At 67.0% G+C, this 26314-nt stretch carries 25 protein-coding genes; 22 read left to right on the top strand and 3 right to left on the bottom strand.

All coding sequences use genetic code 11. The annotated features are described in order from the left end of the window. Positions 1 to 5: 5 nt before the first annotated feature. The 7 genes from kdsA (at position 6) to ACS5PK_RS08905 (ending at position 6327) form a co-directional block, all read left to right on the top strand. On the top strand, positions 6 to 863 hold the full coding sequence (gene kdsA / locus ACS5PK_RS08935) for a 3-deoxy-8-phosphooctulonate synthase (RefSeq protein ID WP_439439886.1): 858 nt from the start codon (positions 6 to 8) through the stop codon (positions 861 to 863). Positions 864 to 924: 61 nt separating this feature from the next. Next, a complete protein-coding gene (locus ACS5PK_RS08930) occupies positions 925 to 1215 on the top strand; it encodes a DUF1330 domain-containing protein (RefSeq protein ID WP_439439885.1) in 291 nt (96 codons plus the stop codon). Positions 1216 to 1313: 98 nt separating this feature from the next. Then, positions 1314 to 2600: a phosphopyruvate hydratase gene (eno, locus tag ACS5PK_RS08925; RefSeq protein ID WP_439439884.1), complete on the top strand. Its 1287-nt coding sequence runs from the start codon at positions 1314 to 1316 to the stop codon at positions 2598 to 2600. Between the two features lie 129 nt (positions 2601 to 2729). Continuing rightward, on the top strand, positions 2730 to 2999 hold the full coding sequence (locus ACS5PK_RS08920) for a septum formation initiator family protein (protein WP_439439883.1): 270 nt from the start codon (positions 2730 to 2732) through the stop codon (positions 2997 to 2999). A 13-nt stretch (positions 3000 to 3012) separates the two neighbouring features. Beyond that, positions 3013 to 3651, top strand: coding sequence for a nicotinamide riboside transporter PnuC (pnuC, locus tag ACS5PK_RS08915; RefSeq protein WP_439439882.1), 639 nt, complete (start codon positions 3013 to 3015; stop codon positions 3649 to 3651). Between the two features lie 9 nt (positions 3652 to 3660). Next, a complete protein-coding gene (locus ACS5PK_RS08910; RefSeq protein WP_439439881.1) occupies positions 3661 to 4374 on the top strand; it encodes an AAA family ATPase in 714 nt (237 codons plus the stop codon). A gap of 177 nt (positions 4375 to 4551) precedes the next feature. Next, complete coding sequence (locus ACS5PK_RS08905) at positions 4552 to 6327, top strand: bifunctional metallophosphatase/5'-nucleotidase (RefSeq protein ID WP_439439880.1); 1776 nt, start codon at positions 4552 to 4554, stop codon at positions 6325 to 6327. A gap of 139 nt (positions 6328 to 6466) precedes the next feature. On the opposite strand, the gene ACS5PK_RS08900 is transcribed toward ACS5PK_RS08905, so the two are convergent. Together ACS5PK_RS08900 and ACS5PK_RS08895 are read right to left on the bottom strand one after the other, a co-directional pair. After that, positions 6467 to 7420, bottom strand: a complete 954-nt coding sequence (locus ACS5PK_RS08900; protein WP_439439879.1) for an Hsp33 family molecular chaperone HslO — start codon at positions 7418 to 7420, stop codon at positions 6467 to 6469. A gap of 167 nt (positions 7421 to 7587) precedes the next feature. Continuing rightward, complete coding sequence (locus ACS5PK_RS08895) at positions 7588 to 8112, bottom strand: gamma carbonic anhydrase family protein (RefSeq protein WP_439439878.1); 525 nt, start codon at positions 8110 to 8112, stop codon at positions 7588 to 7590. A 74-nt stretch (positions 8113 to 8186) separates the two neighbouring features. Between ACS5PK_RS08895 and ACS5PK_RS08890 the strand changes: the two genes are divergently transcribed. The 3 genes from ACS5PK_RS08890 to ACS5PK_RS08880 all read left to right on the top strand — a co-directional run bounded on the left by ACS5PK_RS08890 (position 8187) and on the right by ACS5PK_RS08880 (position 10442). Beyond that, positions 8187 to 8975, top strand: a complete 789-nt coding sequence (locus tag ACS5PK_RS08890) for a ferritin-like domain-containing protein (RefSeq protein ID WP_439439877.1) — start codon at positions 8187 to 8189, stop codon at positions 8973 to 8975. Between the two features lie 70 nt (positions 8976 to 9045). Beyond that, on the top strand, positions 9046 to 9945 hold the full coding sequence (locus tag ACS5PK_RS08885; protein ID WP_439439876.1) for a DMT family transporter: 900 nt from the start codon (positions 9046 to 9048) through the stop codon (positions 9943 to 9945). Between the two features lie 311 nt (positions 9946 to 10256). Continuing rightward, positions 10257 to 10442 carry a hypothetical protein gene (locus ACS5PK_RS08880; protein ID WP_439439875.1) on the top strand — a complete coding sequence of 62 codons (186 nt, stop codon included), beginning with the start codon at positions 10257 to 10259 and terminating at the stop codon, positions 10440 to 10442. A 293-nt stretch (positions 10443 to 10735) separates the two neighbouring features. On the opposite strand, the gene ACS5PK_RS08875 is transcribed toward ACS5PK_RS08880, so the two are convergent. Then, positions 10736 to 11194: an Lrp/AsnC family transcriptional regulator gene (locus ACS5PK_RS08875; RefSeq protein ID WP_439439874.1), complete on the bottom strand. Its 459-nt coding sequence runs from the start codon at positions 11192 to 11194 to the stop codon at positions 10736 to 10738. Between the two features lie 188 nt (positions 11195 to 11382). Between ACS5PK_RS08875 and ACS5PK_RS08870 the strand changes: the two genes are divergently transcribed. From ACS5PK_RS08870 to ACS5PK_RS08815, 12 genes are all read left to right on the top strand, one after another. Further along, positions 11383 to 12699, top strand: coding sequence for an aspartate aminotransferase family protein (locus ACS5PK_RS08870; protein WP_439439873.1), 1317 nt, complete (start codon positions 11383 to 11385; stop codon positions 12697 to 12699). Between the two features lie 28 nt (positions 12700 to 12727). Next, on the top strand, positions 12728 to 14044 hold the full coding sequence (locus tag ACS5PK_RS08865; RefSeq protein WP_439439872.1) for an NAD(P)/FAD-dependent oxidoreductase: 1317 nt from the start codon (positions 12728 to 12730) through the stop codon (positions 14042 to 14044). After that, on the top strand, positions 14044 to 14868 hold the full coding sequence (locus ACS5PK_RS08860; protein WP_439439871.1) for a gamma-glutamyl-gamma-aminobutyrate hydrolase family protein: 825 nt from the start codon (positions 14044 to 14046) through the stop codon (positions 14866 to 14868). Before ACS5PK_RS08865 ends, ACS5PK_RS08860 begins: the two co-directional genes overlap by 1 nt. An 83-nt stretch (positions 14869 to 14951) precedes the next feature. Further along, positions 14952 to 16319, top strand: a complete 1368-nt coding sequence (locus tag ACS5PK_RS08855) for a glutamine synthetase family protein (protein WP_439439870.1) — start codon at positions 14952 to 14954, stop codon at positions 16317 to 16319. 98 nt (positions 16320 to 16417) lie between these two features. Beyond that, complete coding sequence (locus tag ACS5PK_RS08850; RefSeq protein WP_439439869.1) at positions 16418 to 17821, top strand: aspartate aminotransferase family protein; 1404 nt, start codon at positions 16418 to 16420, stop codon at positions 17819 to 17821. A 171-nt stretch (positions 17822 to 17992) separates the two neighbouring features. After that, complete coding sequence (locus tag ACS5PK_RS08845; RefSeq protein ID WP_439439868.1) at positions 17993 to 19147, top strand: polyamine ABC transporter substrate-binding protein; 1155 nt, start codon at positions 17993 to 17995, stop codon at positions 19145 to 19147. A gap of 63 nt (positions 19148 to 19210) precedes the next feature. Continuing rightward, a complete protein-coding gene (locus ACS5PK_RS08840) occupies positions 19211 to 20320 on the top strand; it encodes an ABC transporter ATP-binding protein (protein WP_439439867.1) in 1110 nt (369 codons plus the stop codon). A 7-nt stretch (positions 20321 to 20327) separates the two neighbouring features. Continuing rightward, positions 20328 to 21269: an ABC transporter permease subunit gene (locus ACS5PK_RS08835; RefSeq protein WP_439439866.1), complete on the top strand. Its 942-nt coding sequence runs from the start codon at positions 20328 to 20330 to the stop codon at positions 21267 to 21269. A gap of 26 nt (positions 21270 to 21295) precedes the next feature. Then, a complete protein-coding gene (locus ACS5PK_RS08830) occupies positions 21296 to 22186 on the top strand; it encodes an ABC transporter permease subunit (RefSeq protein WP_439439998.1) in 891 nt (296 codons plus the stop codon). A gap of 79 nt (positions 22187 to 22265) precedes the next feature. Beyond that, a complete protein-coding gene (locus ACS5PK_RS08825; RefSeq protein WP_439439865.1) occupies positions 22266 to 23672 on the top strand; it encodes a DUF3138 family protein in 1407 nt (468 codons plus the stop codon). A 60-nt stretch (positions 23673 to 23732) separates the two neighbouring features. Next, a complete protein-coding gene (locus ACS5PK_RS08820) occupies positions 23733 to 25226 on the top strand; it encodes an aldehyde dehydrogenase (RefSeq protein ID WP_439439864.1) in 1494 nt (497 codons plus the stop codon). A gap of 75 nt (positions 25227 to 25301) precedes the next feature. After that, entirely contained in the window at positions 25302 to 26246 is a 945-nt protein-coding gene (locus ACS5PK_RS08815) for a DMT family transporter (RefSeq protein ID WP_439439863.1), read from the top strand. Positions 26247 to 26314: the final 68 nt, after the last annotated feature.

The raw sequence follows: 26314 nt of genomic DNA, 5'->3' as shown, positions 1-26314 counted from the left end.
TGCCCATGAAGCTCTGCGGCTTTGATGTCGGGATCGACAAGCCTTTCTTCCTGATCGCCGGCACCTGCTCGATCGAGAGCCAGGAGCTCTCCATCGAGGTGGCCGGCCAGCTCAAGGAAGCCTGCTCGGCCCTGGGCATCCCCCTCATTTACAAGGGCTCCTTCGACAAGGCCAACCGGTCCTCCGGCACCAGCAAGCGCGGCGTCGGCATGGATGCAGGCCTGAGAATCCTGGACGAGGTGCGCCGCCAGCTCGGCTTGCCCATCCTGACCGATGTGCATGACGAATCCCAGGTGGCCCCCGTGGCCGCCGTGGTCGACGTGCTGCAGACGCCGGCCTTCCTGTGCCGCCAGACGGACTTCATCCGCGCGGTGGCCAAGTCGGGCAAGCCGGTGAACATCAAGAAGGGCCAGTTCCTCGCGCCCTGGGACATGAAGAACGTCATCGACAAGGCCCGCGAGGCCGCCCGCGAAGCAGGCCTGCCTGAAGACAGCTTCCTGGCCTGCGAGCGCGGCGTTAGCTTCGGCTACAACAACCTCGTGGCCGACATGTGCAGCCTGGCCGAAATGCGCAAGTCCGGCGCCCCGGTGGTGTTCGACGTGACCCACTCGGTGCAGAAGCCCGGCGGCCAGGGCACCACCAGCGGCGGTGCCCGTGAGATGGTGCCGGTGCTGGCCCGAGCCGGCGTAGGCGTGGGCGTGGCGGGGCTCTTCATGGAGACCCATCCTCGCCCGGCCGAGGCCTTCTCGGACGGCCCCAACGCCGTCCCACTGAACCGCATGCGGGCGCTGCTGGAGCAGCTCGTGGCCCTGGACCGCGTGGTCAAGAGCCAGCCCCTGCTGGAGAACGACTTCTCCGCCTGAACCTGAAACACACCCCGGCGCGGCCTGCACAGTCCGCGCCGCTTTTTCTTCAAGGATGCCCATGCCCGCCGCCTTCGTGATTGCCGACGTCACCGTGACCGATGCCGAGCAGATGGCCAAGTACCGGGAATGGAGCACCAAGGCCATGCAGGAGCATGGCGCCGAGATCCTGGTGCGCGGCGGCGCCATCGAGGTGCTGGAAGGTGACTGGCAGCCCACCCGCCTGGTGCTGCTGAAGTTTGCCGACCACGCCACCGCCCGCGCTTTCTACGATTCCGAGACCTACCGGCATGCCCGGACCCTGCGCGAGAACGCGGGCGTCATGCGCATGCTGATCGTGGACGGGGTATGAGCCCCTGGACCGCGATTGTTCAGCGCGCGTAACCTTTTGCTGGCACCATGCGCGCCGAACGTAACTAAGTTACCAACTTCCTACCGGAGACCTTCTCAATGAGCGCCATTGTTGACATCGTCGGACGCGAGATCCTGGACAGCCGCGGCAATCCCACCGTGGAATGTGACGTGCTGCTGGAATCGGGTGTGATGGGCCGTGCGGCTGTGCCGAGCGGTGCGTCCACCGGCTCGCGCGAAGCCATCGAACTGCGTGACGGCGACAAGAGCCGCTATCTGGGCAAGGGCGTGCTGAAGGCCGTCGAGCACATCAACACCGAGATTTCCGAGGCCGTGCTGGGCCTGGATGCCTCCGAGCAGGCCTTCCTGGACAAGACCCTGATCGACCTCGACGGCACCGAAAACAAGAGCCGCCTGGGCGCCAACGCCATGCTGGCCGTCTCCATGGCCGTGGCCCGTGCCGCTGCCGAAGAGAGCGGCCTGCCCCTGTACCGCTACTTCGGCGGCATGGGCGGCAACCAACTGCCCGTGCCCATGATGAACGTGATCAACGGCGGCGCCCACGCGAACAATTCGCTGGACCTGCAAGAGCTGATGATCATCCCCGTGGGTGCCCCGAGCTTCCGCGAGGCCCTGCGCTGGGGCGCCGAGGTGTTCCATGCCCTGAAGAAAATCCTTCACGACAAGGGCATCAGTACCGCCGTGGGTGACGAGGGTGGCTTCGCCCCCAGCGTCGAGAGCCACGAGGCCGCCATCCAGTTGATCCTGGAAGCCATCGACAAGGCCGGCTACACAGCCGGCGAGCAGATCGCCCTGGGCCTGGACTGCGCCGCCAGCGAGTTCTACAAGGACGGCAAGTACGTGCTGGAAGGCGAAGGCGGCATCTCGCTGACAGCCGAGCAATGGACCGACATGCTGGCCACCTGGGTCGACAAGTACCCCATCATTTCCATCGAGGACGGCATGGCCGAAGGCGACTGGGACGGCTGGAAGCACATCACCGAGCGCCTGGGCGCCAAGGTGCAACTGGTGGGTGACGACCTCTTCGTGACCAACACCAAGATCCTGAAAGAAGGCATCGACAAGGGCATCGCCAACTCGATCCTGATCAAGATCAACCAGATCGGCACCCTGACCGAGACCTTCGCCGCCATCGAGATGGCCAAGCGCGCCGGCTACACCGCCGTGATCTCGCACCGCTCGGGCGAAACCGAAGACTCCACCATCTCCGACATCGCCGTGGGCCTCAACGCCGGCCAGATCAAGACCGGCTCGCTGTCGCGCTCGGACCGCATGGCCAAGTACAACCAGTTGCTGCGCATTGAGGAAGACCTGGGCGACATCGCTGTCTATCCTGGCCGCGCTGCGTTCTACAACCTGCGCTGATCGAGCATCCGGGCTTCGTGCCCGATGCCGCGAAAGGCCCCCAAAGGCCCCGCACCCCCTGGTGCCGGGGCCTTTTTCAAGGACATCCCGCAAGGCCGGCCCCCGCGGACTGCCTTACACTCGCCCCTCGTGAAAGTCCTCGCGCTCATCCTCGCCGCCTTCCTCATCGCCATCCAGGGCCAGCTCTGGTTCGGCAAGGGCGGCCTGGCCCGTGGCGTGCAGCTGCGCGCCGAGCTGCGCCAGCAGCAGCAGGCGAATGAACAGGCCCAGGCGCGCAATGCGCTAATCCAGGCCGAGTTGCGCGACCTGCGCGAGGGCCTGGAGATGGTCGAGGAGAAGGCCCGGTTTGAGCTGAGCATGGTCCGTCCCGACGAGATCTACGTCCAGGTCCATCGCTGATCCCCTGTCTTCCATGGAAGCCCTGCTCGCCTGGCTGAGCCCCCTGCTGCTGCCCGCCTTCGAGGCCTTCGGCAGCCCCATCACCTGGCTGGAACTGGTGGCCTTCGTGCTGGCCGTCTGGATGGTGATCTGCAATATGCGCGTGCAGGTGCTGGGCTGGCCCCTGGCCCTCGTCAGCTCGCTGCTGTACTTCCTGCTGTTCTGGTCCGGCAAGCTCTATGGCGAGGCCACGCTGCAGCTGGTCTTTGCCGTGCTCGCGCTGTGGGGCTGGCTGCAATGGCTGCGCGGTCGCACGGACGAGGGCGAGGCGCTCTACGTCCGCCGCCTGGCGCAGCGCCACCTCCTGCAGGCCGTGGCCGTCACCCTGTTGGCCTGGCCCGTGCTGGGGCTCTACCTGGCCCACTTCACCGATTCCCCCCTGCCCTACTGGGACGCCTTCCCCACCGTGGCCAGCCTGCTCGGCCAGTACCTGCTGGGCCGGAAGTACCAGGAGAACTGGGGGGTATGGGTGGTGGTGAACGTCGCGTCTGTCGCGCTGTTCGCCATCAAGGGCTACTGGTTGACGGTGCTGCTGTATGCCGGATTCATCCCCATGTCTGTGGCGGGCTGGCGGGCCTGGTCCCGCGAGCTGCGGGACCAGCCGGCAAGCTGAGTGGCTGCGATGTCTGCCTTGAGGATTGCGCTGCTGGGCGCAGAAAGCACGGGCAAGAGCACGCTCGCTCGCGCCCTGCACCAGGCGCTGCCCCACCTCACCGGCCTGCGCGTGGCGCGCGTGGACGAGTACCTGCGCGAATGGTGCGAACGCGAAGGCCGCACGCCTCGTGCGGATGAGCAGCTGGCCATCATCCAGGAGCAGGAGCGCCGCGCTGACGCGCTGGCAGCCAGCCACGATGTGCTGATTGCCGACACCACCGCCCTGATGCCCGCCATCTACAGCGAGTACCTGTTCGCCGACACCAGCCTGGCCGCCTGGGCCCACCAGGCCCATCGCCGCTACCACCTGAGCCTGCTGATGAGCACCGACCTGCCCTGGGCACCCGACACCATGCGCGACGGCCCGCATGCCCAGGCGCCCGTGGACCGCCTGCTCCGCCGCTGGCTGCGCGAGGCGGGCCATGCCTTCGTCGTGGTGCAGGGCCAGGGCCCAAGCCGCCTGGAACATGCCCTGGACGCCCTCACCCCGCTCTTGGGCCAGGTCAGTCCAGGCCAGGCTACGGGAGCGGCCAAGCCAGTTGGAGGCCTCTTCAGCCGCCTGCTGGACCGACAGTCCCGTCTGCCCGGCAGTACGCGCTGGACTTGCGAACTCTGTGATGACCCAGGCTGTGAGCATGCCTTGAAGGCAGCGCCATCACCCCAGGACCGCCACCGATCCTGACACGGCCTCCTGCCCAAGCGCCCTCGCCGCGACGAGGGGCCTGGCCGCACATCGGTCCCACTTCTTGACGCAGGGGCGCTCCCCCTGCACACTGGCCGCCGCGTGCGGCAAACGTTTGGCATTCTTGTGGTGCCGCATGCCAGCCCCCTCACAAACCCTGAGCGTCCGCGAAGTTCCATGACCGCCCCAGCTGCCCTGCACGGATCCCGTCCCGCGTTCCCGCGCCTGTCCTGGCGCCCCACCCTGGCCGCCGCGCTGGCTGCCCTTGGCCTGGCAGCCTGCAGCACAGCGCCCATACAGGCCCCGGCCAGCCGGGCCACACCCGCAGCTGCCGCCGCAGCTTCTGAACTGGTGCCGCTGCGCATCCTGGCCATCAACGATTTCCATGGCAACCTGAAGCCGCCGGCAGGAGGTATCCGCATCCAGGACCCCCAGCGTCCGGGCGCCTTCCTGGACATCGACGCGGGCGGTTCGGAATACCTCGCGTCCGCTGTGGCCCAGGCCCGAGCAGGCCATGCCAACAACGTCTTCGTAGCCGCGGGCGATCTGGTCGGCGGCTCGCCTCTGCTGTCTGCGCTCTTCAATGACGAGCCGGCCATCGAATCCCTCTCCGCCATGGGTCTGGCCCTCAGCAGCGTGGGCAACCACGAGTTCGACGCCGGCCTGGACGAGCTCCAGCGCCGCCAGCGCGGCGGATGCCACCCCGAGAAGGGCTGCCAGGGCCCGGCGCCGTTCAAGGGCGCCGCTTTCCAGTATCTGGCCGCCAGCACCATCGAGACGGCGACCGGCAAGCCCATCTTCCCCACCCATGCCATCCGCCATTTCGACGGCATTCCCGTGGCCTTCATCGGCCTGGCCCTCGAGGGGACGCCGGGCATCGTGGTGCCCAGCAGCGTCAAGGGCCTGCGCTTCGATGACGAGGCCGAGACCGTCAACCGCCTGGTCCCCCAGCTGCGCGCCCAGGGCGTCGAGGCCATCGTGGTGCTGATCCACGAGGGAGGCTTCCCCGCTGGTGACTACAACGAGTGCCCGGGCATCTCCGGTCCCATCGTGGACATCGTCAAGCGGCTGGATCCGGCGGTGGACCTGGTGGTCAGCGGCCACACGCACCGGGCCTACAACTGCCGCATCGCCGGCCGCCTGGTCACCAGCGGTGACAAGTACGGCACCATCGTCACCGCCATCGATGTCCAGCTGGACCGCAAGACCGGCGACGTGCGCAGCGCCTCGGCCGAGAACCGCATCGTGCGGCACGATCAATACGCCCGTGACGCATCGCAGACCGCGCTGATCGCCGCCTACGAATCCAAGGCCACGGCCATCATCGACCGTCCCGTGGGCCGCATCGGGACCAGCTTTACCCGCGAGGAAGACGCCGCCGGGGCCACCACCATGGGCCAACTGGTGGCCGATGCGCACTGGGCGGCCACTCGCGCACCCGAGGACGGCGGCGCGGACTTCGCCATCACCAATATCGGCGGTGTGCGCTCCAGCCTGCTGTTCAGCGGCGACGGTTCCGTCAGCTTCGGGCAGGTCTACACCACACAGCCCTTCAACAACAACCTCGTCGTGATGCAGTTGACTGGCGCGCAGCTGAAGGCAGCACTGGAGCAGCAATGGATAGGCCAGCCCAAGTTCCGCCCGCTGCAGCTCTCAGAAGGCCTGCGCTATGCCCATGACGCCAGCCGGCCGGTGGGCGATCGCGTGGTACCGGGCAGCCTGCAGTTGCGCGGGCAACCCCTGCGCATGGACGCCAGCTACAAGGTCGGCATGAACATGTTCCTGGCCACCGGCGGAGACGGCTTCCCCGCCTTTGCGGAAGGCAAGATCCTGCAGCGCAGCATCCTGGACCATATGGCCCTGGTGAACTACCTGCAAGCCCATCCGGGCCTCAAGCCGGCCCCGCGGGATCGCGTGGTGGCGTTGGCCCCCCGCCCAGCTCCGCAGCACTGAACGCGCGCGATGCCAGGCGGTCCCCCCAGGGGACGCAATGGTCCGCGGCTTTGAGCCGCCGGCCATTGCAGATAGGTCGGCTTGGGCCGGCTTGGCGCGGCCCGGCGCTCGGCCCGTAACGCCCGCCCTTCTGCGGCTGCTACTGCAGCGTCTGGCTCCCACCAGCGCTGGGCGCCGCGAAAAGCCCACCCACATCCACCGCATCGAAGCGGTACTGGGCGCCGCAGAACTCGCAGTCGACCTCGACTTCGCCCCGTTCCTCGATCACGCCTTCGACCTCCTCACGGCCCAGGCCGGCCAGCATCTGGCCCACGCGCTCGCGAGAGCAGGTGCAGGCGAAACGCGGGCGCAGGGGCTCGAAGCGGCGCATGTCCTCTTCCCAGAACAGGCGGCGCAGGATGGTCTCGGCGTCCAGGCTCAGCAGCTCCTCGCTGGTCAGGGTGGAGGCCAGCATGGCGATGCGGTTGAAGTCCTCGTGGTCACCGATCATCTCGCCCCGACCCGGCTGGCCTTCCAGATTGGCCTCGCCCTCCACAGGCATGCGCTGGATCAGCAGGCCGGCCGCCATCTCGTCATTGGCGGCCAGGATGAGGCGGGTATCCAGCTGTTCGGACTGCAGCATGTAGTGCTCCAGGGCCTCGGAGATCTTGTGCAGGGGCTCGCGCTGGTCGCCATGCAGGGGCACGACGCCCTGGTAGGGCTGCATGCCGGGCATCTTGTCCTTGGGGTCCAGCGTGATGGCGCAGCGGCCCTGGCCCAGCACGTTGACCATCATCTCCAGCGGCGCGTCGTCCGCCACCTCGCCGATCACCTTGGCCGTGGCCCGGTAGCTGAGGTCGGGCTGCACCTCCACCACGGCCAGCTTGACGGGGCCGTCGCCCATCACCTGCAGCACCAGGGCGCCGTTGAACTTGATATTGGACTGCATCAGCACGCCTGCGGCCGACATCTGCCCCAGCAGGCTGCGCACCGCCGACGGGAAGGCCTTGTCGCCGGGACGGCGCGCCAGCAGGTCCTTCCAGCTGTGGGTCAGTCGCACCAGCATGCCACGCACAGGCAGGCCTTCGAACAGGAATTTGTGCAGTTCACTCATGGTCTTGGTCCGGCCAGCCCCATGATGAAGGGCCGGGGACGTCCTTGCAGGTTTCAGAAAAACAAAAATCCCGACGCCGCAGCGACGGGATGGCCGCGGCACTTCATGCCGTGGCAACGCTCGATATGGGGCCGATCGCGATCAATGCAAGCGCTGAAGGCGGGCATTCAGCGCAGGCGCTTGAGCTCCTTGCCATAGCGCTGCCCGTTGCCCACGTAATGCCTTGCGCTGGCCGCCAGCCCGGCGATCTGCTCCGGTCGCAACTCCTTCACCACCGTGGCCGGCCTGCCCATGATCAGGCTGCCGTCCGGGAACTCCTTGCCCTCGGTCACCAGAGACCCCGCCCCCACCAGACAGTTCTTGCCAATGCGCGCGCCGTTGAGCACCACGGCGCCGATGCCGATGAGGGAGTTGTCGCCCACCGTGCAGCCATGCAGCATCACCTGATGGCCCACGGTCACGTTCTCGCCCAGCACCAGGGGAAAACCGGTGTCGGCGTGAAGCACGGAGCCGTCCTGGATATTGCTGCCGCGGCCGATGGTGAGGGTGTCGCTGTCACCGCGCAGCACGGCCTGGAACCAGATGCTCACGTCATCGCCCAGGCTCACGCGCCCGATGACTTCGGCGCTGTCGGCCACCCAGGCCGAATCGGCCACCTCGGGCACATGTTCGCCCAGCTGATAGATCGCCATCGAGGCACTCCTTGTCCGGCCTTGTCTTGTGGGCCGTCAGACCGGGGCCTGACGGCAAAGCGATAATTTTAAGGATGGAAACACGCATGAGGGCACTCGACGTGCTGGCCGAGCCCGATCCAGCCCGCAAGGCGAGCGCCGCCACGCAACTGCGCGCTGATTTTCTGGCCGGCGCCGCGCTGGACACCGAAGCCCGCCTGTCCCCCGCCCTGCTCCTCCCCGGCCGGCCGGCACGGCCCCTGCTGAAGGAGGCGCTGCAGGTGCCCAGCCGCTCGCCCTTCACCGTCGAGGGCCGTGCGGCGCTGATCCACGCCCTCTGCCACATCGAGTTCAATGCCATCAACCTGGGGCTGGACGCCGTTTGGCGCTTCCCCGGCATGCCGCGCGACTTCTACGCCGACTGGCTGCAGGTGGCCGCGGAAGAGGCCCTGCACTTCACGCTGCTGCACAAGCACCTGCAGACCCTGGGCCACCACTACGGCGATTTCGACGCCCACGACGGCCTCTGGACCATGGCCGAGCGCACCCGGGACGACGTGCTCGCCCGCATGGCCCTGGTGCCACGCACCCTGGAGGCCCGCGGCCTGGATGCCACCCCGCCCCTGCAGGCCAAGTTCCGCAAGGCCGGGGACGAGCGCGCCGTGGCCATCCTGGACATCATCCTGCGTGACGAGATCGGCCATGTGGAGATCGGCAACCGCTGGTATCGCCACCTGTGCGTGGAACGGGGCATGGACCCGATCGCCAGCTACCCGGCCCTGGTCGAGCGCTACCAGGCGCCCCGGCTGCGCCCGCCCTTCAACTTCGAAGCCCGCAGCGCCGCAGGCTTCAGCGAAGCCGAACTGGACTATCTGCGAAGCTGAGCCACGGCGGCAGCCCAGGCGCCTCGCTATGATGCGCGGCTCCCCTGACCGCTCCTGAAGTGCCGCCTCCGTGACCCGCATCCAAGCCAATCTGCTGCTGACCGTCATCGCCTTGATCTGGGGTTCGGCCTTCGTGGCCCAGAGCCAGGGCATGGCCCATATCGGGCCCATGATGTTCACCGGGGTGCGCTTCCTGCTGGGCTCGCTGGTGGTGCTGCCACTGGCCTGGCGGGAACAGCGCCAACTGAGCACCCAGGGAGCCGCCCTGCAGCGCCGGGACTGGCACAAGATCGCCGCCCTGGCCGCCCTGCTCCTGATGGGCGCGGCCATGCAGCAGATCGGCATCGTCAGCACCACGGTCACCAATGCCGGTTTCCTGACCGCGCTGTACGTGCCCCTGGTGCCGGTGCTGGGCTGGCTGCTGCTGCGCCAGGTGCCTCACTGGTCGGTCTGGCCGGGCGGCCTGGCCTGCCTGGTGGGAGCCTTCCTGCTGTCGGGCGCCCATGAGCTGAAGATTGGCCTGGGCGACGCCTGGGTGATCGCCTCCTCCCTGCCCTGGGCCGTGCACGTGCTGATGGTGGGCCGAGTGGCCGACCGCATGAACGCGCCCTTCTCGGTGGCCAGCGGCCAGTTCTTCTTCGTGGGCCTGGCGGCCCTGGCCTATGCCCTGGCCTTCGAGCCCTGGAGCTGGACCGGCCTGCGCGAAGCCACCAACGCCATCCTCTACACAGGTGTGATGTCGGTGGGTGTGGCCTTCACAGCGCAGGTGGTGGCGCAGCGCTATTCGCATGCGGCAGACGCTGCCATCATCCTGTCCTCCGAGACCGTGTTCTCGGCAGCCTTCGGCTACCTGCTCATGGGCGACCGCCTCAGCGCAGCAGGCCTGGCCGGCTGTGCTCTCATTCTGGTGAGCATGCTGGGTGTGCAAATGCTGCCCATGCTGGCGTCCTTGCGACGCGATCGCAGCTGAGGCGACTGTTCAATTCGCGTACATTTTTGTTTCAAATAGTCACGCATCGAGCAACAGGACATCAATCTATGCAGAAAAGTACGGGTTAACCCGAAACATTGTCATAGGGTTTTCACGGACCTCTGCGATACTCCTTCCTGTGACGCCCTGGAGGGCATCACAAGGCCTAAGGCGGCGGACAGATCCCGACGCCGACACGCTAGGCGGATGTCGCATGTGGACGTGCCCATCCGGCTGGTGAGAGTGGCAGCTGTAGGGCTACTCACGAGGTCTTCTCACCCCACCGTCCAACAGACACGATGAGAAGCTCCATGTTTGCATTCAAGAAGTTCCTTCCCCCGGTGACCACGTCTTTCGTGGCCGGCCCGGCTGCCCTGGACGCCAGCGGCACCCAGTCTTTCGAACCCGTCTCGGCCGGCCAGGTTGAGGAAGTGATGATCGTCGCGATGCTGGCCTTCTTCGGCCTCAGCTCGCTCATCGCCCTGATGGCCGCTTGATCACACGACCGGCTTCGCCGGCCTTGCCGACCGCACTGGGCCTCTGGCCCCTCAAGGGGGTGAAACCGTAGGCCCGGCAATGCCGGATGCCCGGTTGCCAGGCGGGGCTGCGGGTGCTCCGCACGGTGCAGCTCAACGCCCGGCATGGGCACCATGCCAGCCTGAACGGACCTTCGAGGTCCGTTTTGCTTTTTCAGACGCCCCGCCCATCGAACTCGCCCCGCGCAACGCCTGAGGATCCGGCTGCGCCGGGCCACCAAGCATGCCCCCTTGATGGGGCCGTAGGGGGTGGTTCACAGCCCAAATGCAGTGGTCTTCTTGATGGTCCGCAGCACCAGCATGCTGTTGGAGCGCGCCACTTCGGGCAACTGCATCAGCACATGGGTGTGGAAGCGCTCCAGATCCTCGGCGTCCTTGTACGCAAAGCGGATGACATAGTCGTTGGTACCCGCCACATAGAAGCAGTCCAGGATGTCCGGGCTGTCCAGTACCGCCTGCTCGAAGGCAGCCAGGGCAGCGGAGGTCATGCGCTCCAGATTGATGATGGTGTAGCTGGTGCCCTGCTTGCCCACGGCCTTGGGATTCACCAGGGCCACGTATTGGGCAATGACACCGGTTTCTTCCAGCCGTTTGACACGCCGCAGGCAGGCCGAGGGCGAGAGATGCACGCGCTGGGCGAGGTCCTGATTGGAGAGGCGGCCGTCCTGCTGCAATTCGTTCAGGATGGCGCGATCAATCGAATCCAATTGCACTACTGAGCTCATCATTCGAATCCAATGCGAATTGAGCGCAATCCTATCGCAGTAAATTGCAAATCCAAGGGTTTGCCCTGCGCTCATCCGCAAGCCTATTGCGTGAGGGAATGCCTAGACTGAGCGAATTGCCTGCTGCACGTACATGCCCCTGAGGCGCAGCGGATTCGATCACCCGGAGCCCTTTCATGACCCTCAATCCCGCCGCGCTGGATGCCTACTGGATGCCCTTCACCGCCAACCGGCAGTTCAAGAAGGCGCCCCGCCTGCTGACCCAGGCCGACGGTATGTATTTCCGTGACGACCGCGGCCGCCAGGTGCTGGATGGCATCGCCGGCCTCTGGTGTGTCAACGCCGGCCACAACCGCCCGCACATCGTCCAGGCCATCCAGGCGCAGGCCGCCGAGCTGGACTTCGCCCCGCCCTTCCAGATGGCCCATCCCAAGGCCTTCGAGCTGGCCGAGCAGTTGGTGGAACTGACGCCTGCCGGCCTCAACAAGGTCTTCTTCACCAACTCCGGCTCGGAGTCTGTGGACACGGCGCTGAAGATGGCCATTGCCTACCACCGCGTGCGCGGCGAAGGCGCGCGCACCCGGCTGATCGGCCGCGAGCGCGGCTACCACGGCGTCAACTTCGGCGGCATCTCCGTGGGCGGCATGGTGGCCAACCGCAAGATGTTCGGCACCATGCTGGGCGGCGTGGACCACATCCGCCACACGCATGATCCCGCGCGCAATGCCTACTCGGTGGGCCAGCCCGCCCATGGCGCAGAACTGGCGGAAGACCTCGAGCGCCTTGTGGCCCTGCATGACGCCTCCACCATCGCCGCGCTGATCGTCGAGCCCATCGCGGGATCCACCGGTGTGCTGATCCCCCCCCAGGGCTATCTGCAGCGCTTGCGCGAGATCTGCGACAAGCACGGCATCCTGCTGATCTTCGACGAGGTCATCACCGGCTTCGGTCGCACCGGCAATCCCTTTGCCGCCCAGACCTTCGGCGTGACGCCCGACATCATGACCGCCGCCAAGGGCCTGACCAACGGCTGCGTGCCCATGGGTGCCGTCTTCGCCCACCAGAAGATCCATGACACCTTCATGAACGGGCCCGAGCACCTGATCGAGTTCTTCCATGGCTACACCTACTCGGCCCACCCGCTGGCCTGCGCCGCGGCCCTGGGCACGCTCAAGACCTATGCCGAAGAAGGCTTGCTGACCCGCGCCAGCACGATGCAGGCGCAGTTCGCCGAGGCGCTGCACTCGCTGAAGGGCGAGCCGCATGTGATCGACATCCGCAATATGGGCCTGGTCGGCGGCATCGAACTCGCATCCCTGCCCGGCGAACCAGCCAAGCGGGCCTTCAACGTCTTCCTCGACTGCTGGGAACAAGGCGCGCTGATCCGCACAACGGGTGACACCATCGCCTTGTCACCGCCCTTGATCATCGACTCCGCGCAAATCGATCGCCTGATCGACACCATCCGCACCGCCCTGCGTCGGGTGGCCTGAGGCCTGAGCCTCGCCTGATCACTGCTGCATGCGCCTGCTCCGGATCGACCAGGACCTCGCCCGCGACTCCTACTACGCCGCCACTGCGCCGCGTCAGGAGGCCTACTCGCCTCTGCACGAGGAGGTGGAGGCGGACGTCGCCATCGTGGGCGGCGGCCTGGCCGGCCTGTCTGCTGCGCTGGAGCTGGCAGAGCGCGGCATGGAAGTACGCTTGCTGGAAGCCGGGCTGGTCGGTGGCGGTGCGTCTGGCCGCAACGGCGGGCAGGCCATCCATGGCCTGGCCTGCGACAACTCGACAATAGAAGGCCAGTTGGGCCTGGCCGACGCGCGGCGCCTCTGGGACATGAGCCTGGAGGCCCTGGACCTGATCCAGCAGCGCTGCCAGCGCCATGGCATCGAAGCCGAGTGGCAGCCGGGCTTTCTGGGGCTCAGCACCAAACCCTCCAAGACCGTGGAGCTGCGCGCCTGGACCGATCGCATCGAGCGGGACTACGGCTACCCGCTGACCTGGATCCCGCCCGAGCAGATGCAGGACTGGATCGCCAGCCCGCGCTTCCATGCCGGCATCCACGACCCGCGCTCCGGCCATCTCCATCCCCTGAAGTACTGCCTGGGCCTGGCCCGCGCCGCGCGGGCCGCCGGGGCGATCCTTCATGAGCACAGCGCCGTGCACCGCTTGGAGGCACAGGCCGATGGCAGCCAGCTGCTTCGCACCAGCACAGGCAGCGTGCGCGCCAGGCAGGTGCTGCTGGCGGGGAATGTCTACCTGCAGGCCCTGGCTCCCTCGCTGGCGCCTGCACTCGCGGGCCGCATCATGCCGGTCGGTACCTACATCGTCTGCACCGAGCCCATGGACCCGGCACGCCTGCAGGCCCTGATCCCCAGTCGCAGCGCCGTCTGCGACACCAATTTCGTGCTGGACTACTTCCGCCCCACGGCCGACCACCGACTGCTCTACGGCGGCCGCGTCAGCTACAGCATGGTGACTCCGCGGGACCTGATGCAAAGCATGCGCGAGCGCTTGCTGTACACCTTCCCGCAGCTCGCCGATGTTGGCATGAGCCATGCATGGGGTGGTTTCGTGGATATCAGCATGAACCGCGCGCCGGACTTCGGCCGCCTGGGCGATCATCGCAACGTTTATTACCTCCAGGGCTTCTCCGGCCACGGCCTGGCCTTGACCGGCCTGGCAGGCCAGGTGGTGGCCGAAGCCATGCATGGGGACGCCAGCCGATTCGACTGCTTTGGGAAGTTGCGCCACCGGTCCTTTCCCGGTGGCACACTGATGCGTACGCCCGCCCTGGTGCTGGGCATGGCGTACTACCGACTGAGGGACCTGCTGTGATGCACCGCGACGCGCCTTCCGCCGCCGGCCACGCCGGCAAGCCCATCGTGCTGGTCCCCGCCTGCAACCGCCAGGTGGGGGAGCATCCCTTCCACATCGCCGGCAAGAAGTACGTGGATGCCGTGCGTCTGGCCGGCTGCCTGCCCCTGGTCGTGCCCTCGGCCAGCCCCGAGGAGATCGACGAGCTTCTGGCCCTGGCCCACGGCGTGCTGCTGACCGGATCGCCCTCGAACGTGCACCCCAGCCATTTCGACGAGGACGTCCACAACCCCGCCCTGCCGCTCGATCCTGACCGCGACGCCTGGACCCTGCCCCTGATCCCCAAGGCCCTGCGCTTGGGGCTGCCCCTGTTCGCCATCTGCCGCGGATTCCAGGAGGCCAATGTGGCGCTGGGCGGCTCGCTGCACCAGGCCGTGCAGGAGCAGCCGGGCCTGAATGATCATCGCGCGCCCGAGGGCCAGCCCCCCGAGATCGCCTATGCCGAGCAGCACGAGGTGCGGGTGATGCCGGGCGGCGTGCTGGAGTCCCTGCTGGGCCATGAGCACTTCCAGGTGAACTCCCTGCATGGCCAGGGCGTGAAGACGCTGGCACCTGGCCTGCGTGTGGAAGCCGTGGCACCGGACGGCCTGGTCGAAGCCTTCAGCGTCGAGGCCACTCGCGGCTTCTCCCTGTGCCTGCAATGGCATCCCGAATGGCAGGCGGCCAGCAACCCCGTCTCGATGAAGATGCTGAAGGCCTTCGGCGAGGCCTGCGCGGCCTTCCGTGACTACCGCAATGAAATCCGGCAGCCCCGCCACGATTTCAAGAGCGACCCCGAGACCTAGCGCCGCTGACCCCCGACCGAGTTCTAGCAATCCGAAGCCCCGGTGGGTATGACCCGGGGCCAAGACCAGAAGATGAGGCAACGATGGTGGTCAGACAAGAAATCACGTTCAGCGAGCTCGAGCAATGGTTCCGCGAGCATCGCGTCACCGAGGTGGAATGCCTCGTGCCCGACCTCACCGGTGTGGCACGCGGCAAGATCCTCCCACGCGAGAAGTTCACCGAGGACCGCGGCATGCGCCTGCCCGAGGCGGTAGTAGCCATGGGTGTCACTGGCGAGTTCCCTGAAGAGGGGCCCTACTACGACGTCATCAGCCCCAATGACATGGACATGCACCTGCGGGCCGATCCCAGCACGGTGCGCCTGGTCCCCTGGGCCGTGGACCCGACGGCGCAGATCATCCACGACTGCTTCGACCGCGACGGCAAACTCGTGCCCTTCGCCCCGCGCTCGGTGCTGCGCCGGGTCTGTGATCTCTTCGCGGCCGAGGGCTGGGATCCGGTAGTGGCGCCGGAGCTGGAGTTCTACCTCGTGGCCCGCAACACCGACCCGGACGTGCCCCTGAAGCCACCCGTGGGCCGCAGCGGCCGGGCCGAGACCTCGCGCCAGGCCTACTCCATCGACGCGGTGAACGAGTTCGATCCGCTCTTCGAGGACGTCTACGACTACTGCGAGAAGATGGAGCTCAACGTGGACACCCTGATCCACGAGATCGGTGCCGGCCAGATGGAGATCAACTTCTTCCACGCCCACCCCCTGGGCCTGGCGGACGAGGTCTTCTTCTTCAAGCGCACGGTGCGCGAGGCTGCCCTGCGCCATGACATGTTCGCCACCTTCATGGCCAAGCCCATCGCTGGCGAGCCCGGCAGCGCCATGCATGTGCACCAGAGCGTGATCAACAAGGCCACGGGTCGCAATCTCTTCAGCAACGAGGACGGCAGCCCGAGCCAGGAGTTCTACTGGTACATCGGCGGCCTGCAGCGCTACATCCCTGCTGCCATGGCCCTGTTCGCGCCTTATGTGAACAGCTACCGGCGACTGGCCCGCTTCACGGCGGCCCCCATCAACATCCAGTGGGGCATCGACAACCGGACGGTGGGCATCCGCTCGCCGGTGGCGCCACCCACCGCGCGGCGGGTCGAGAACCGCGTCATCGGCGCCGATGCCAACCCCTACGTCGCCCTGGCCGCCACGCTGGCCTGCGGCTACCTGGGCATCAAGAACCGCATCGAGCCCACGCCCGAATGCAAGGGGGACGCCTACCTGGGCGACTACCAGCTGCCCCGCAGCCTGGGCGAGGCTCTGGCCCTGCTGCGTGCGGAAACTGACCTCGCGGCGGTGCTGGGCGAGTCCTTCGTCACGGTCTACTCGGAGATCAAGGAGATCGAGTACGCCGAGTTCATGAAGGTCATCTCCCCCTGGGAACGCGAGCATCTGCTGTTGCATGTCTGAGGCCTTTCTGGCCCGGCCACACCAGGGCCGAGCAGGCAAGACCTGCCCCCCGATCCACGTGACCCCATTCCACGCCACGCCGTGAGCAAGGACACCCCATGACGACCGTGCAAGCCCCCGTCAACGCCACCGCGCGCAGCACCCGCCAATGGCAGGAGGCCGACAGCGCCCATTTCATGCACCCCTTCACCGACCACGCCGGTCTGGCACGCAAGGGCGCCCGCATCATCACCCGTGCCGAGAACATCTACCTCTGGGACAGCGAGGGTCACAAGATCCTGGATGCCATGAGCGGGCTGTGGTGCGTCAACGTCGGCTACGGCCAGCAGGCGCTGATCGATGCCGCCACCCGACAGATGAAGGAGCTGCCCTTCTACAACGCCTTCTTCCAGACCTCCACGCCGCCGGCCATCCAACTGGCCGAGCTGCTGGCCGAGGTCACGCCGCCGCAGTTCAACAAGGTCTTTTTCACCAGCTCAGGGTCCGAGGGCAATGACACGGTGGTGCGCATGGTGCGGCACTACTGGGCCAGCCTCGGACAGCCGGAGCGCCAGGTCATCATCAGCCGCAAGAACGGCTACCACGGCTCCACCATGGCCGGCGCTTCGCTGGGCGGGATGGGCGGCATGCACGCGCAGGGCGGCCTGCCCATTCCCGGCATCGTGCATATCGAGCAGCCGCACTGGTTCGAGCTGGGGCGTGAGCAATCTCGCGAGGACTTCGGGCTGAGCGCGGCACGCTGGCTGGAGGCCAAGATTTTGGAGCTAGGCCCCGAAATGGTGGCAGCCTTCATCGCAGAGCCCGTGCAGGGCGCGGGCGGTGTCATCGTGCCACCCAGCACCTACTGGCCGGAGATCCAGCGCATCTGCGACCGCCACGGCATCCTGCTCGTGAGCGACGAGGTCATCTGCGGGTTCGGCCGCACGGGCCAGTGGTTCGGCTGCGAAACCATGGGCAGCAAGCCGGACCTGATGACCTTCGCCAAGGGCGTCACCTCCGGCTACATCCCGCTGGGCGGGGTGATGGTGTCGGACAAGGTCGCCCAGGTGCTGATCGAGCGGGGTGGAGAGTTCAACCACGGCTTCACCTACTCCGGCCACCCTACGGCCTGCGCGGTGGCGGTGGCCAATATCCGGCTCATCCAGCAGCTCAATCTGGTCAACCATGTGCGCCAGAACATCGGCCCGCAGCTGGCGGCCGGCTTTGCCAGCCTCGAGGACCACCCGCTGGTGGGCGAGACGCAGACCTGCGGGATGATGGGCGCGCTGCAGTTGGTCAAGGACAAGACCGGCGGCAAGACCTTTGACCCCGCCTTGGAGGTCGGCATGCTCTGCCGCGCACACTGCTTCGGCAATGGCCTGATCATGCGCGCCGTGGGCGACCGCATGATCGTCGCCCCGCCCCTGGTGATGAGCCGGGACCAGGTCGAAGAGATGATGGCCTTGATTCGCCGTTGCCTGGACCTGACCTTGGCCGAACTTCAGTCAAAGGGCTGGCTGTGACGCCGGGGCGCCGCCACAGCGCGGGTTTTGGCGAATGCCTGGGCGCGGGGCCGCCGCCTAGACTGGCCCGCACATCTTGAGGCCCAGGGTTCAGACCTGCCCCCCCACCGCTTCGTGACACGCGCGCTTTCAGCGTCCACTGGTTCTGATTGCTTTCCAGGAGGTTCTTCCATGTCGCAGTTCATCCGGTCCCTGTCTCTCCCGCAGTCCCTGCTCCGCGCCCTGCCCGGTTTGCTGCTGCCCCTGGCGGCGGCCTGTGGCGCGCTCTTCACGCCTGCCGCCCAGGCGCAGGAGGAGGAAAAGGTGCTGAATGTCTACAACTGGTCCGATTACATCGCCGAGGACACGCTGAAGCTCTTCGAGAAGGAGACCGGCATCAAGGTCCGCTACGACAACTTCGACAACAACGAGATCGTCCACGCCAAGCTGGTCGCGGGCAAGACGGGCTATGACATCGTCGTGCCCTCGTCCTACTGGGCCAAGCTGCAGGCGGATGGCGGTCTGCTGCGCAAGATCGACAAGAGCCAGATCCCCAACTACAAGCACCTCGACCCCGAGGTGCAGACCCAGCTGGCCAAGCTGGACCCGGGCAACGAGTACATGGTGAACTGGCTGTGGGGCTTCACCACCGTGGGCATCAATGTGGACAAAGTCAAGGCAGCGCTGGGCAGCACGCCCATGCCCGAGAACACCTGGGACCTGATCTTCAAGCCCGAGTACATAGCCAAGCTCAAGAGCTGCGGCGTCAGCTTCCTGGACTCCGCCACCGAGGTCGTGCCGGCCGCCCTGCACTACCTGGGCAAGCCGGCCTACAGCAAGAGCGTGTCCGACTACGCCGGCGTGCCCGCCTTGCTCAAGGCCATCCGGCCCTACGTGACGCTGTTCAGCTCCTCGGGCTACATCAACGACATGGCCAACGGCTCCATCTGCCTGGCCCTGGGCTGGTCCGGTGACATCAACATCGCCCGCCAGCGCGCCATCGACGGCAAGACCGGCCAGAAGATCGAGGCCCTGATTCCCAAGACCGGCGGCATCATCTTCATGGACACCATGGTGATCCCCATGGACGCACCGCACCCGGGCAATGCGCACAAGTTCATCAACTTCATCCTGCGCCCCGAGATCCATGCCGGCCTGACCAACAAGGTCTTCTATGCCAATCCGAACAAGGAGGCGCGCAAGTATGTGAAGCCCGAGGTGGCCAGCAACCCCACGGTCTTCCTGAGCGACGCCGACATGAAGCGCATGGCCGCGCCCGATGCCATCAACAACGATGTGCGGCGGCAGATGACCCGGATGTACACCTCGTTCAAGACCGGAATCTGAGGCCCAGCCCAGGCCACACCTGAGCCCCGCACCGCTGACCCCGCCCCGGAGCACGCCCGCATCATGATGAGCCCCAGCGCCGCCTCGACGCCCTACCTGCAGATCGACCAGGTACTCAAGGACTTCGGAGGCGGCGCCATCGCCGTCAACCGCGTGTCCCTGGACATCGAGCAAGGTGAGATCTTCGCCCTGCTCGGCTCCTCCGGCTGCGGCAAGACCACGCTGCTACGCATGCTGGCCGGCTTCGAGACGCCCACCAGCGGGCGCATCGTGCTCAATGGCCAGGACCTCGCCGGACTCGCTCCCTACGAGCGGCCCATCAACATGATGTTCCAGAGCTACGCGCTGTTCCCGCACCTCAGTGTCTGGGACAACATCGCCTTCGGCCTGCGTCGCGACGGCTGTCCCAGGGCCGAGATCGAGGCCCGTGTGGAAGCCATGCTCAAGCTGGTGCAGCTGGGCAAGTACGCCAAGCGCAAGCCGCATCAGCTCTCGGGCGGCCAGCAGCAGCGGGTGGCCCTGGCCCGCAGCCTGGCCAAGAAGCCGCAGTTGCTGCTGCTGGACGAGCCCCTGGGCGCGCTGGACAAGAAGCTGCGCGAGGAGACTCAGATCGAGCTGGTCAACATCATCGAGGAGGTCGGCGTGACCTGCGTGATGGTGACCCACGACCAGGAGGAGGCCATGACCATGGCCTCGCGCATCGGCGTGATGAGCGAGGGCCGCATCCTGCAGGTAGGCCCCCCGGGCGAGATTTATGAGACCCCGGCCACCCGCTTCGTGGCCGACTTCATCGGCAATGTGAACCTCATGGAAGGCACGCTGGACGTCGACGAGCCTGACCACGTCGAGATCCAGTGCGCCGACTGCCGGCATTACGTGGGCCACGGCATCACCGGGACCAAGGGCATGGACTTGGCCGTCGCCCTGCGGCCCGAGAAGATCCAGCTGAGCCGCACGCCGCCCGCGCGCACCGAGGTGAACGCCGTGCGCGGCCGCATCCGGGACATGGCCTACTTCGGCAGCTACACCGTCTACCACCTGGCACTGGCCAGCGGGGCGGTGCTCAAGGTCTCGCAGGCCAACACGGCGCGGCATCCGGACGAGGTGCTGTCCTGGGACGACGAGGCCTGGGCGCACTGGACCGACAGCGCCCAGGTCGTGCTCACGCATTGAGGCCGCGATGAGCACCGCACGCCCCCTCCTTGCCTGGCGCCCCCGCTGGTGGCGTGGCCGCAGCGCCGTGATCGCCCTGCCCTATGCCTGGCTGCTGGCCTTCTTCGCCCTGCCCTTCCTGATCGTTCTGAAGATCAGCGTCTCCGAGATGGAGACCGTGCATGTGAAGGACCTGCTGCGCTACGCCGATGGTGTTGCCACGCTGACTGTCAAGTTCAGCAACTACCTCTTCATCACGGAGGACGAGCTCTACTTCAAGGCCTACCTCAACAGCCTCAAGTACGCCGGCATCACCACGGTGGGCTGCCTGTTCATCGGCTATCCCTTCGCCTACTTCATGGCCCGCGCCCGGCCCACGCTGCAGCCGGCCCTGCTGATGCTGGTGATGCTGCCCTTCTGGACCAGCTTCCTGCTGCGCGTCTATGCCTGGAAGGGCCTGCTGGCCGACAAGGGCTGGGTGGCCCAGGCCATCGAGGCCGTGGGGCTGGACAAGCTCATGGCTGCGGCCGGCTGGATCCCCGCGCCAGGCATGCTGCTGAACACGCCTTTCTCGCTGGCGCTGGGCATGATCTACACCTACCTGCCCTTCATGGTGCTGCCGCTGTACGCCAACCTTTCCAAGATGGACCTGCGCCTGCTGGAGGCCGCGGCAGACCTCGGCGCGACGCCCTGGACGGCCTTCTGGAAGATCACGGTGCCGCTGTCCAAGGCCGGCATCATCGCGGGCTCCATGCTGGTCTTCATTCCCTGCGTGGGCGAGTTCGTCATCCCCGAGCTGCTGGGCGGGCCGCAGACGCTGATGATCGGCCGGGTGCTGTGGGACGAGTTCTTCAGCAACAACGACTGGCCCATGGCCTCGGCCGTGGCGGTAGTGGTGATCCTGCTGATCATCGTGCCCCTGGCCCTCTTCAACAAGTACCAGGCAGAGAGCCAGGAGGCCCGCCCATGAGCACGCAGGGCCGCTCCCAAGGGCGCATGCCCGAGGCGCCGGGCGCAAAGGGCCGGCCCGGACGCCGCGCCATCTTCGGCCCGCGCAGCAGCCGCGCCGTGGCCCGGACCTGGCTGCTGCTGGGCTTCGGCTTCCTCTACCTGCCCCTGCTGGCCCTGGTGGTCTACAGCTTCAACGCCTCACCCGTGCCCTCTGTGTGGGGCGGCTTCACGCTGGACTGGTACCGCCAGCTGAGCGAGGACCGCGAGCTGCTGGCCGGCTTGTGGCTGTCACTCAAGATTGCCTTCTTCACGGCTTCGGCCTCGGTACTGCTGGGCTGCTTCGCCGCCTTCGCGCTGGTGAAGTACCGGCGCTTCAAGGGCCGTACGCTCTTCGCCGGCATGGTCAATGCGCCGCTGGTGATGCCCGAGGTGATCGTGGGCCTGTCCCTGCTGCTGATGCTGGTGTCCGTGCAGCGGGCACTGGGCTTTCCGGAGCGGGGCAGCCTCACCATCTGGATGGGCCACCTGCTGCTGGGCCTGGCCTATGCCACCGTCGTGATCCAGGCGCGGCTGCAAGACCTGCCCCCCTCGCTGGAAGAAGCGGCCATGGACCTGGGCGCGCGGCCGTTGCAGGTCTTCTTTCTGGTCACGTTGCCCATGATCTCGCAGTCCCTGCTGTCGGCCTGGCTGCTGACCTTCACGCTGTCGCTGGACGACGTGGTGCTCTCGGCCTTCCTGTCCGGCCCGGGCTCGACCACGCTGCCGCTGGTGATCTTCTCGCGGGCGCGGCTGGGGGTCTCGCCCAGCATCAACGCGGTGGCCACGGTGGTCATCGTGGTGGTGTCCCTGGGCATCGTCGCGGCCAGCCTGGCCATCGCCCGGCGCGAGCGGCGCCTGGCCCGCGAGCTGGCGGCGGCGCAGCGCGACAGCGGCTGAGCCTGGCACAAACCCTCGTCGATTTCCTTCCTGTCATCGATTCCATCCAACGACTCACCTCACCCCTCAGGAGCTCCCCATGAAGCAGCACACCCTGGCCCTCCTCGCCGCCGCCCTGGCCCTGGCCTATGGCGAGCCCGTTCAGGCTCAAAGCAACGAGGAGCTGATCAAGGAGCTGCGCGCGCTCAAGGATCGCGTCACCCAGCTGGAGGACAAGCTCAAGGCCGCCGAGGCCAAGGCAAGCAAGCCCGCCGAGGCACAGTGGGGCATGACGCCCGAGCAGGTGCGGGAGTTCAACCGCATCGCCGTCAAGACGGAGGCCCTGGAGGATTCCCAGGAGGCGCTGGGCCTCAAGAACCTGAAGATCTCGGGCTTCATCGACCCCACCTTCATCGCCAACAAGGCCCAGAACACAGCGGGCTTCCAACTCCTCAACAAGGACGCCTACGCCTACGACGCCGGCTACTTTGGCATGGCCCTGCTGGACTTCCAGAAGGAAATGGAAGGCGGCACCCGCTACAAGCTGACCCTGGCGCCGGACCGCGGCACGGGCTCGGTCTTCAATGGCGGCTCCATCGTGCACGAGGCCAGCGTCAACATCCCTCTGGGCGACCTGCAGACCCGGCTGTGGGTCGGCCAGATCCCCGACTGGACGGGCTACGAGATGACCGCCCCGCCCCTGAACAAGCTCATCACCCACAACCTGCTGTTCGACTACACCGCCCCCACCGCCTACACCGGCGCCGTGGCCGACATCACCCGCGGCAAGTGGATGATCAAGGCCGGCCTGGCGAACGTGAACAACTCGCGCAAGAGCGCCGGCAACAAGACCCCGGCCCTCGTTTACCGCGTGGACTACGCCAAGGGCGAGTTCCAGGGCTTTGGTTTCACCGGCCTGCACGGCAAGGCCTACAACTACGCTACCGACGCCCTCGACGGCAGCGGCGCCCTGCGCTTCGCCGACCAGGCCGGCAAGGACACGCGGGTCGACATGCTGGAGATCGACGCCTACTTCATCCGCGGCGACTTCACCTGGCAGGGCCAGCTGTCCTGGGGCCGCCAGCGCCAGTCCGCCATCTTCAACGAGGACGGCCAACTGCGCGACGCCAGCTGGAGCGGCCTGTCCACGCTCATGGCCTACAAGTTCATCCCGCGCTGGGAAGTCACCGGCCGCCTGGACTACCTGCGCAACAGCAAGAACGGTGGCGGCCTCTTCGGTTACAGCTATGACGACAGCCACAACGGCATCGGCCGCGGCAATGGCTTCTTCTGGGACGACGCCAACCCCGACCCCGAGACCGCCGGCAAGGGTGCCAACCGCTACGCCCTCAGCCTGGGACTCAGCTACCTGCTCAACCAGAACACGATCTGGAAATTCGAGTACCGCTACGATGGCGCCAGCCTGCCCGTGTTCCTGAACACCAAGGACGGCAGCTTCACCAAGACCAACCAGCTGCTGGGCACCTCCATGGTGCTGAGCTTCTGAGCCCCGGGCCCTGCCGGGTCCGCTTCCCGACAGGGCCTCCCAACGACCACGGATGACCCCATGAGCACCACTGACTGGCACCAGCGCGCCCAGGCCCTGCAGATCGACGGACGCCCCTTCATCAAGGGTCGGCGCGCCGACCCCGTGCGCGGCGAGCACTTCGACTGCATCTCGCCGATTGACGGCCGGCTGATCGGCCAGGTCGCCCGCTGCGGCGCCGAGGACATCGACGCCGCCGTGCAGGCCGCGCGCCAGGCCTTCGAGGACGGCCGCTGGTCCGCCAAGCCGCCGGCGGTGCGCAAGAAGATCCTGCTCAAGTTCGCGGACAGGATCCTCGCCGCCAAGGATGAACTCGCCCTGCTCGAGACCGTGGACATGGGCAAGCCCATCCAGTACGCCCTGGGCGTGGACGTGCCCGCCGCAGCACGCTGCATCCAGTGGTACGCCGAGGCCGTGGACAAGATCTACGACGAGATCGCGCCCACTGGCCCCAATGCCCTGGCCCTGATCCAGCGCGAGCCCATGGGCGTGATCGGCGCCATCGTGCCCTGGAACTACCCCATGATCATGGCCTCCTGGAAGCTGGGGCCGGCCCTGGCGGCGGGCAACTCGGTGGTGCTCAAGCCCAGCGAGAAGTCCCCTCTGACGGCCCTGCGCCTGGCCGAGCTGGCAATGGAAGCCGGCTTGCCCGAGGGCGTGTTCAACGTGGTGCCCGGCTATGGCCACGAGGCGGGCGAGGCCCTGGCGCTGCACATGGACGTCGACGCCATCGGCTTCACCGGCTCCACGCGCGTGGGCCGCAAGATGTTGGAGTACGCCGGCCGGTCCAACCTCAAGCGCGTCTTCAATGAATTGGGCGGCAAGAGCGCCTTCCTCGTCTTCCCCGACTTCAAGGACCTGCCCCGCGCCGCACGCACCGTGGCCGGCAGCATGTTCTTCAATCAGGGCGAGAGCTGCAACGCGCCCTCGCGGGTGATGGTCCATGCCAGCATCACCGACGAGTTCGAGGCCCTGCTGGCCCAGCAGGCACCGCGCTACCTGCCCGGCGACCCGCTGGACCCCGCCACCGTGATGGGTGCCCTCGTCGACGACGGCCAACTGCGCACGGTGATGGGCTATATCGAGTCCGGCCTGGCCGAGGGCGCACGTGCCCTGTGCGGCGCCACGCAGGCCCGCAGCGAGACGGGCGGCTTCTACGTCGCCCCCACCATCTTCAGCGGCGTCAGCAACGGCATGAAGATCGCCCGCGAGGAGATCTTCGGCCCGGTGATGAGCGTGCTGCGCTTCCATGACGAGGCCGAGGCCATCCGCATGGCCAATGACTCCAGCTACGGCCTCCAGGCCAGCGTCTGGAGCCAGGATATCGACCGCGCCCACCGCGTGGCCCGTGCCCTGCGCGCCGGCACCGTCCACGTCAACCAGTACGACGAGGACGACATGACCGTGCCCTTCGGCGGCTACAAGCAGTCCGGCAATGGCCGCGACAAGAGCCTGCACGCCTTCGACAAGTACACGGAACTGAAGACGACCTGGCTGCGCATCAACGGCAGCTGAGCGGGCGCGACGGCTCCAGCCGCCCTGCGCACACCGAGAAGCCCCTGCAGGCCCCTGGCAACCCACAATGCCGGCATGAGCCTCCCTCCCGCACATGTCCGCCCGCCACTGGGTGCCTACCTCTGCCTCGCCGCCAGCACCAGCCTGGTCGGCAGCTATGTGGGCCTGTCCAAGATCCTGCTGCTGAGCTTTCCGGTCTTCCTGCTGGCCTGGCTGCGCTTCGGCATCGCGGCGCTGATGATGGCGGGCTGGGTGAAGGCGCCGGCCGGTGCGGCGCCCTTGAGCCCGCGCACCCGGGGCCTGCTGTTCCTGGAGAGCTTCATCGGGAACTTCCTGTTCTCGATCTGCCTGCTCTTCGGCCTGCAGCAGTGCTCGGCCATGGCGGCCGGGGTGATCATGGCTGGGATCCCGGCCGCGGTGGCTCTGCTCAGCGCCCTCTTCCTCAAGGAACGGCTGCGGCCGCAGGTGCTGGCAGGACTGGTGCTGGGGGTCGCGGGTATCGCCCTGGTCGCCCTGGAGCGCCAGGGCGGCGCCGCGCAATCCACGCCCCTGGGCATCGCCCTGGTGCTGGTAGCCGTACTCTGCGAGGGCACCTATGTGGTCATCGGCAAGCGCCTGACGCAAGACCTGGCCCCACGCCGCATCAGTGCGCTGATCAACCTCTGGGGGCTGGCGCTGGTCACGCCCCTGGGCCTGTGGCAGGCCCTGTCCTTCGACTTCGGCACGGTCCCGCCGCCGCATTGGGCGCTGCTGGTCTTCTACGCAGCAGCGGCCAGCATGGTCACCGTGGTGCTGTGGATGCGCGGTCTACGTGCCGTGCCGGCCTCGCAGGCCGGGGTCTTCATGGTCTTCCTGCCGGTGGCGACGGCCCTGGTCGGCTGGGCTTTCCTGCAGGAGCGGCTGCAGCTCACCCAGGCCCTGGCCTATGGCCTGGCACTGAGCGGCGTGCTGCTGGCGACCTGGCCCGAGCGTGGCGCCCGCCCCACCGCCGCTGCGCTGCCGCAGCAGGGCAATCCCTGAATTTGGGCGGATTGGGTCGCGCCCAGACGCACGGAGCCGGCTCCATGCCCTACCATTGCCCGGACCGT

Origin of the sequence: Roseateles sp. DB2 (assembly GCF_051857535.1) — a bacterium.
In the GTDB taxonomy this organism is placed as follows: domain Bacteria; phylum Pseudomonadota; class Gammaproteobacteria; order Burkholderiales; family Burkholderiaceae_C; genus Roseateles_B.
This window is presented reverse-complemented; position numbering and strand designations above follow the sequence as displayed.

Coding starts and splice junctions, on each gene's coding strand:
- kdsA (WP_439439886.1), top strand. CDS start 6: ATGAAGCTCTGCGGCTTTGATGTCGGGATCGACAAGCCTTTCTTCCTG.
- ACS5PK_RS08930 (WP_439439885.1), top strand. CDS start 925: ATGCCCGCCGCCTTCGTGATTGCCGACGTCACCGTGACCGATGCCGAG.
- eno (WP_439439884.1), top strand. CDS start 1,314: ATGAGCGCCATTGTTGACATCGTCGGACGCGAGATCCTGGACAGCCGC.
- pnuC (WP_439439882.1), top strand. CDS start 3,013: ATGGAAGCCCTGCTCGCCTGGCTGAGCCCCCTGCTGCTGCCCGCCTTC.
- ACS5PK_RS08910 (WP_439439881.1), top strand. CDS start 3,661: ATGTCTGCCTTGAGGATTGCGCTGCTGGGCGCAGAAAGCACGGGCAAG.
- ACS5PK_RS08905 (WP_439439880.1), top strand. CDS start 4,552: ATGACCGCCCCAGCTGCCCTGCACGGATCCCGTCCCGCGTTCCCGCGC.
- ACS5PK_RS08900 (WP_439439879.1), bottom strand. CDS start 7,420: ATGAGTGAACTGCACAAATTCCTGTTCGAAGGCCTGCCTGTGCGTGGC.
- ACS5PK_RS08895 (WP_439439878.1), bottom strand. CDS start 8,112: ATGGCGATCTATCAGCTGGGCGAACATGTGCCCGAGGTGGCCGATTCG.
- ACS5PK_RS08890 (WP_439439877.1), top strand. CDS start 8,187: ATGGAAACACGCATGAGGGCACTCGACGTGCTGGCCGAGCCCGATCCA.
- ACS5PK_RS08880 (WP_439439875.1), top strand. CDS start 10,257: ATGTTTGCATTCAAGAAGTTCCTTCCCCCGGTGACCACGTCTTTCGTG.
- ACS5PK_RS08870 (WP_439439873.1), top strand. CDS start 11,383: ATGACCCTCAATCCCGCCGCGCTGGATGCCTACTGGATGCCCTTCACC.
- ACS5PK_RS08865 (WP_439439872.1), top strand. CDS start 12,728: ATGCGCCTGCTCCGGATCGACCAGGACCTCGCCCGCGACTCCTACTAC.
- ACS5PK_RS08860 (WP_439439871.1), top strand. CDS start 14,044: ATGCACCGCGACGCGCCTTCCGCCGCCGGCCACGCCGGCAAGCCCATC.
- ACS5PK_RS08855 (WP_439439870.1), top strand. CDS start 14,952: ATGGTGGTCAGACAAGAAATCACGTTCAGCGAGCTCGAGCAATGGTTC.
- ACS5PK_RS08850 (WP_439439869.1), top strand. CDS start 16,418: ATGACGACCGTGCAAGCCCCCGTCAACGCCACCGCGCGCAGCACCCGC.
- ACS5PK_RS08845 (WP_439439868.1), top strand. CDS start 17,993: ATGTCGCAGTTCATCCGGTCCCTGTCTCTCCCGCAGTCCCTGCTCCGC.
- ACS5PK_RS08840 (WP_439439867.1), top strand. CDS start 19,211: ATGATGAGCCCCAGCGCCGCCTCGACGCCCTACCTGCAGATCGACCAG.
- ACS5PK_RS08835 (WP_439439866.1), top strand. CDS start 20,328: ATGAGCACCGCACGCCCCCTCCTTGCCTGGCGCCCCCGCTGGTGGCGT.
- ACS5PK_RS08830 (WP_439439998.1), top strand. CDS start 21,296: ATGCCCGAGGCGCCGGGCGCAAAGGGCCGGCCCGGACGCCGCGCCATC.
- ACS5PK_RS08825 (WP_439439865.1), top strand. CDS start 22,266: ATGAAGCAGCACACCCTGGCCCTCCTCGCCGCCGCCCTGGCCCTGGCC.
- ACS5PK_RS08820 (WP_439439864.1), top strand. CDS start 23,733: ATGAGCACCACTGACTGGCACCAGCGCGCCCAGGCCCTGCAGATCGAC.
- ACS5PK_RS08815 (WP_439439863.1), top strand. CDS start 25,302: ATGAGCCTCCCTCCCGCACATGTCCGCCCGCCACTGGGTGCCTACCTC.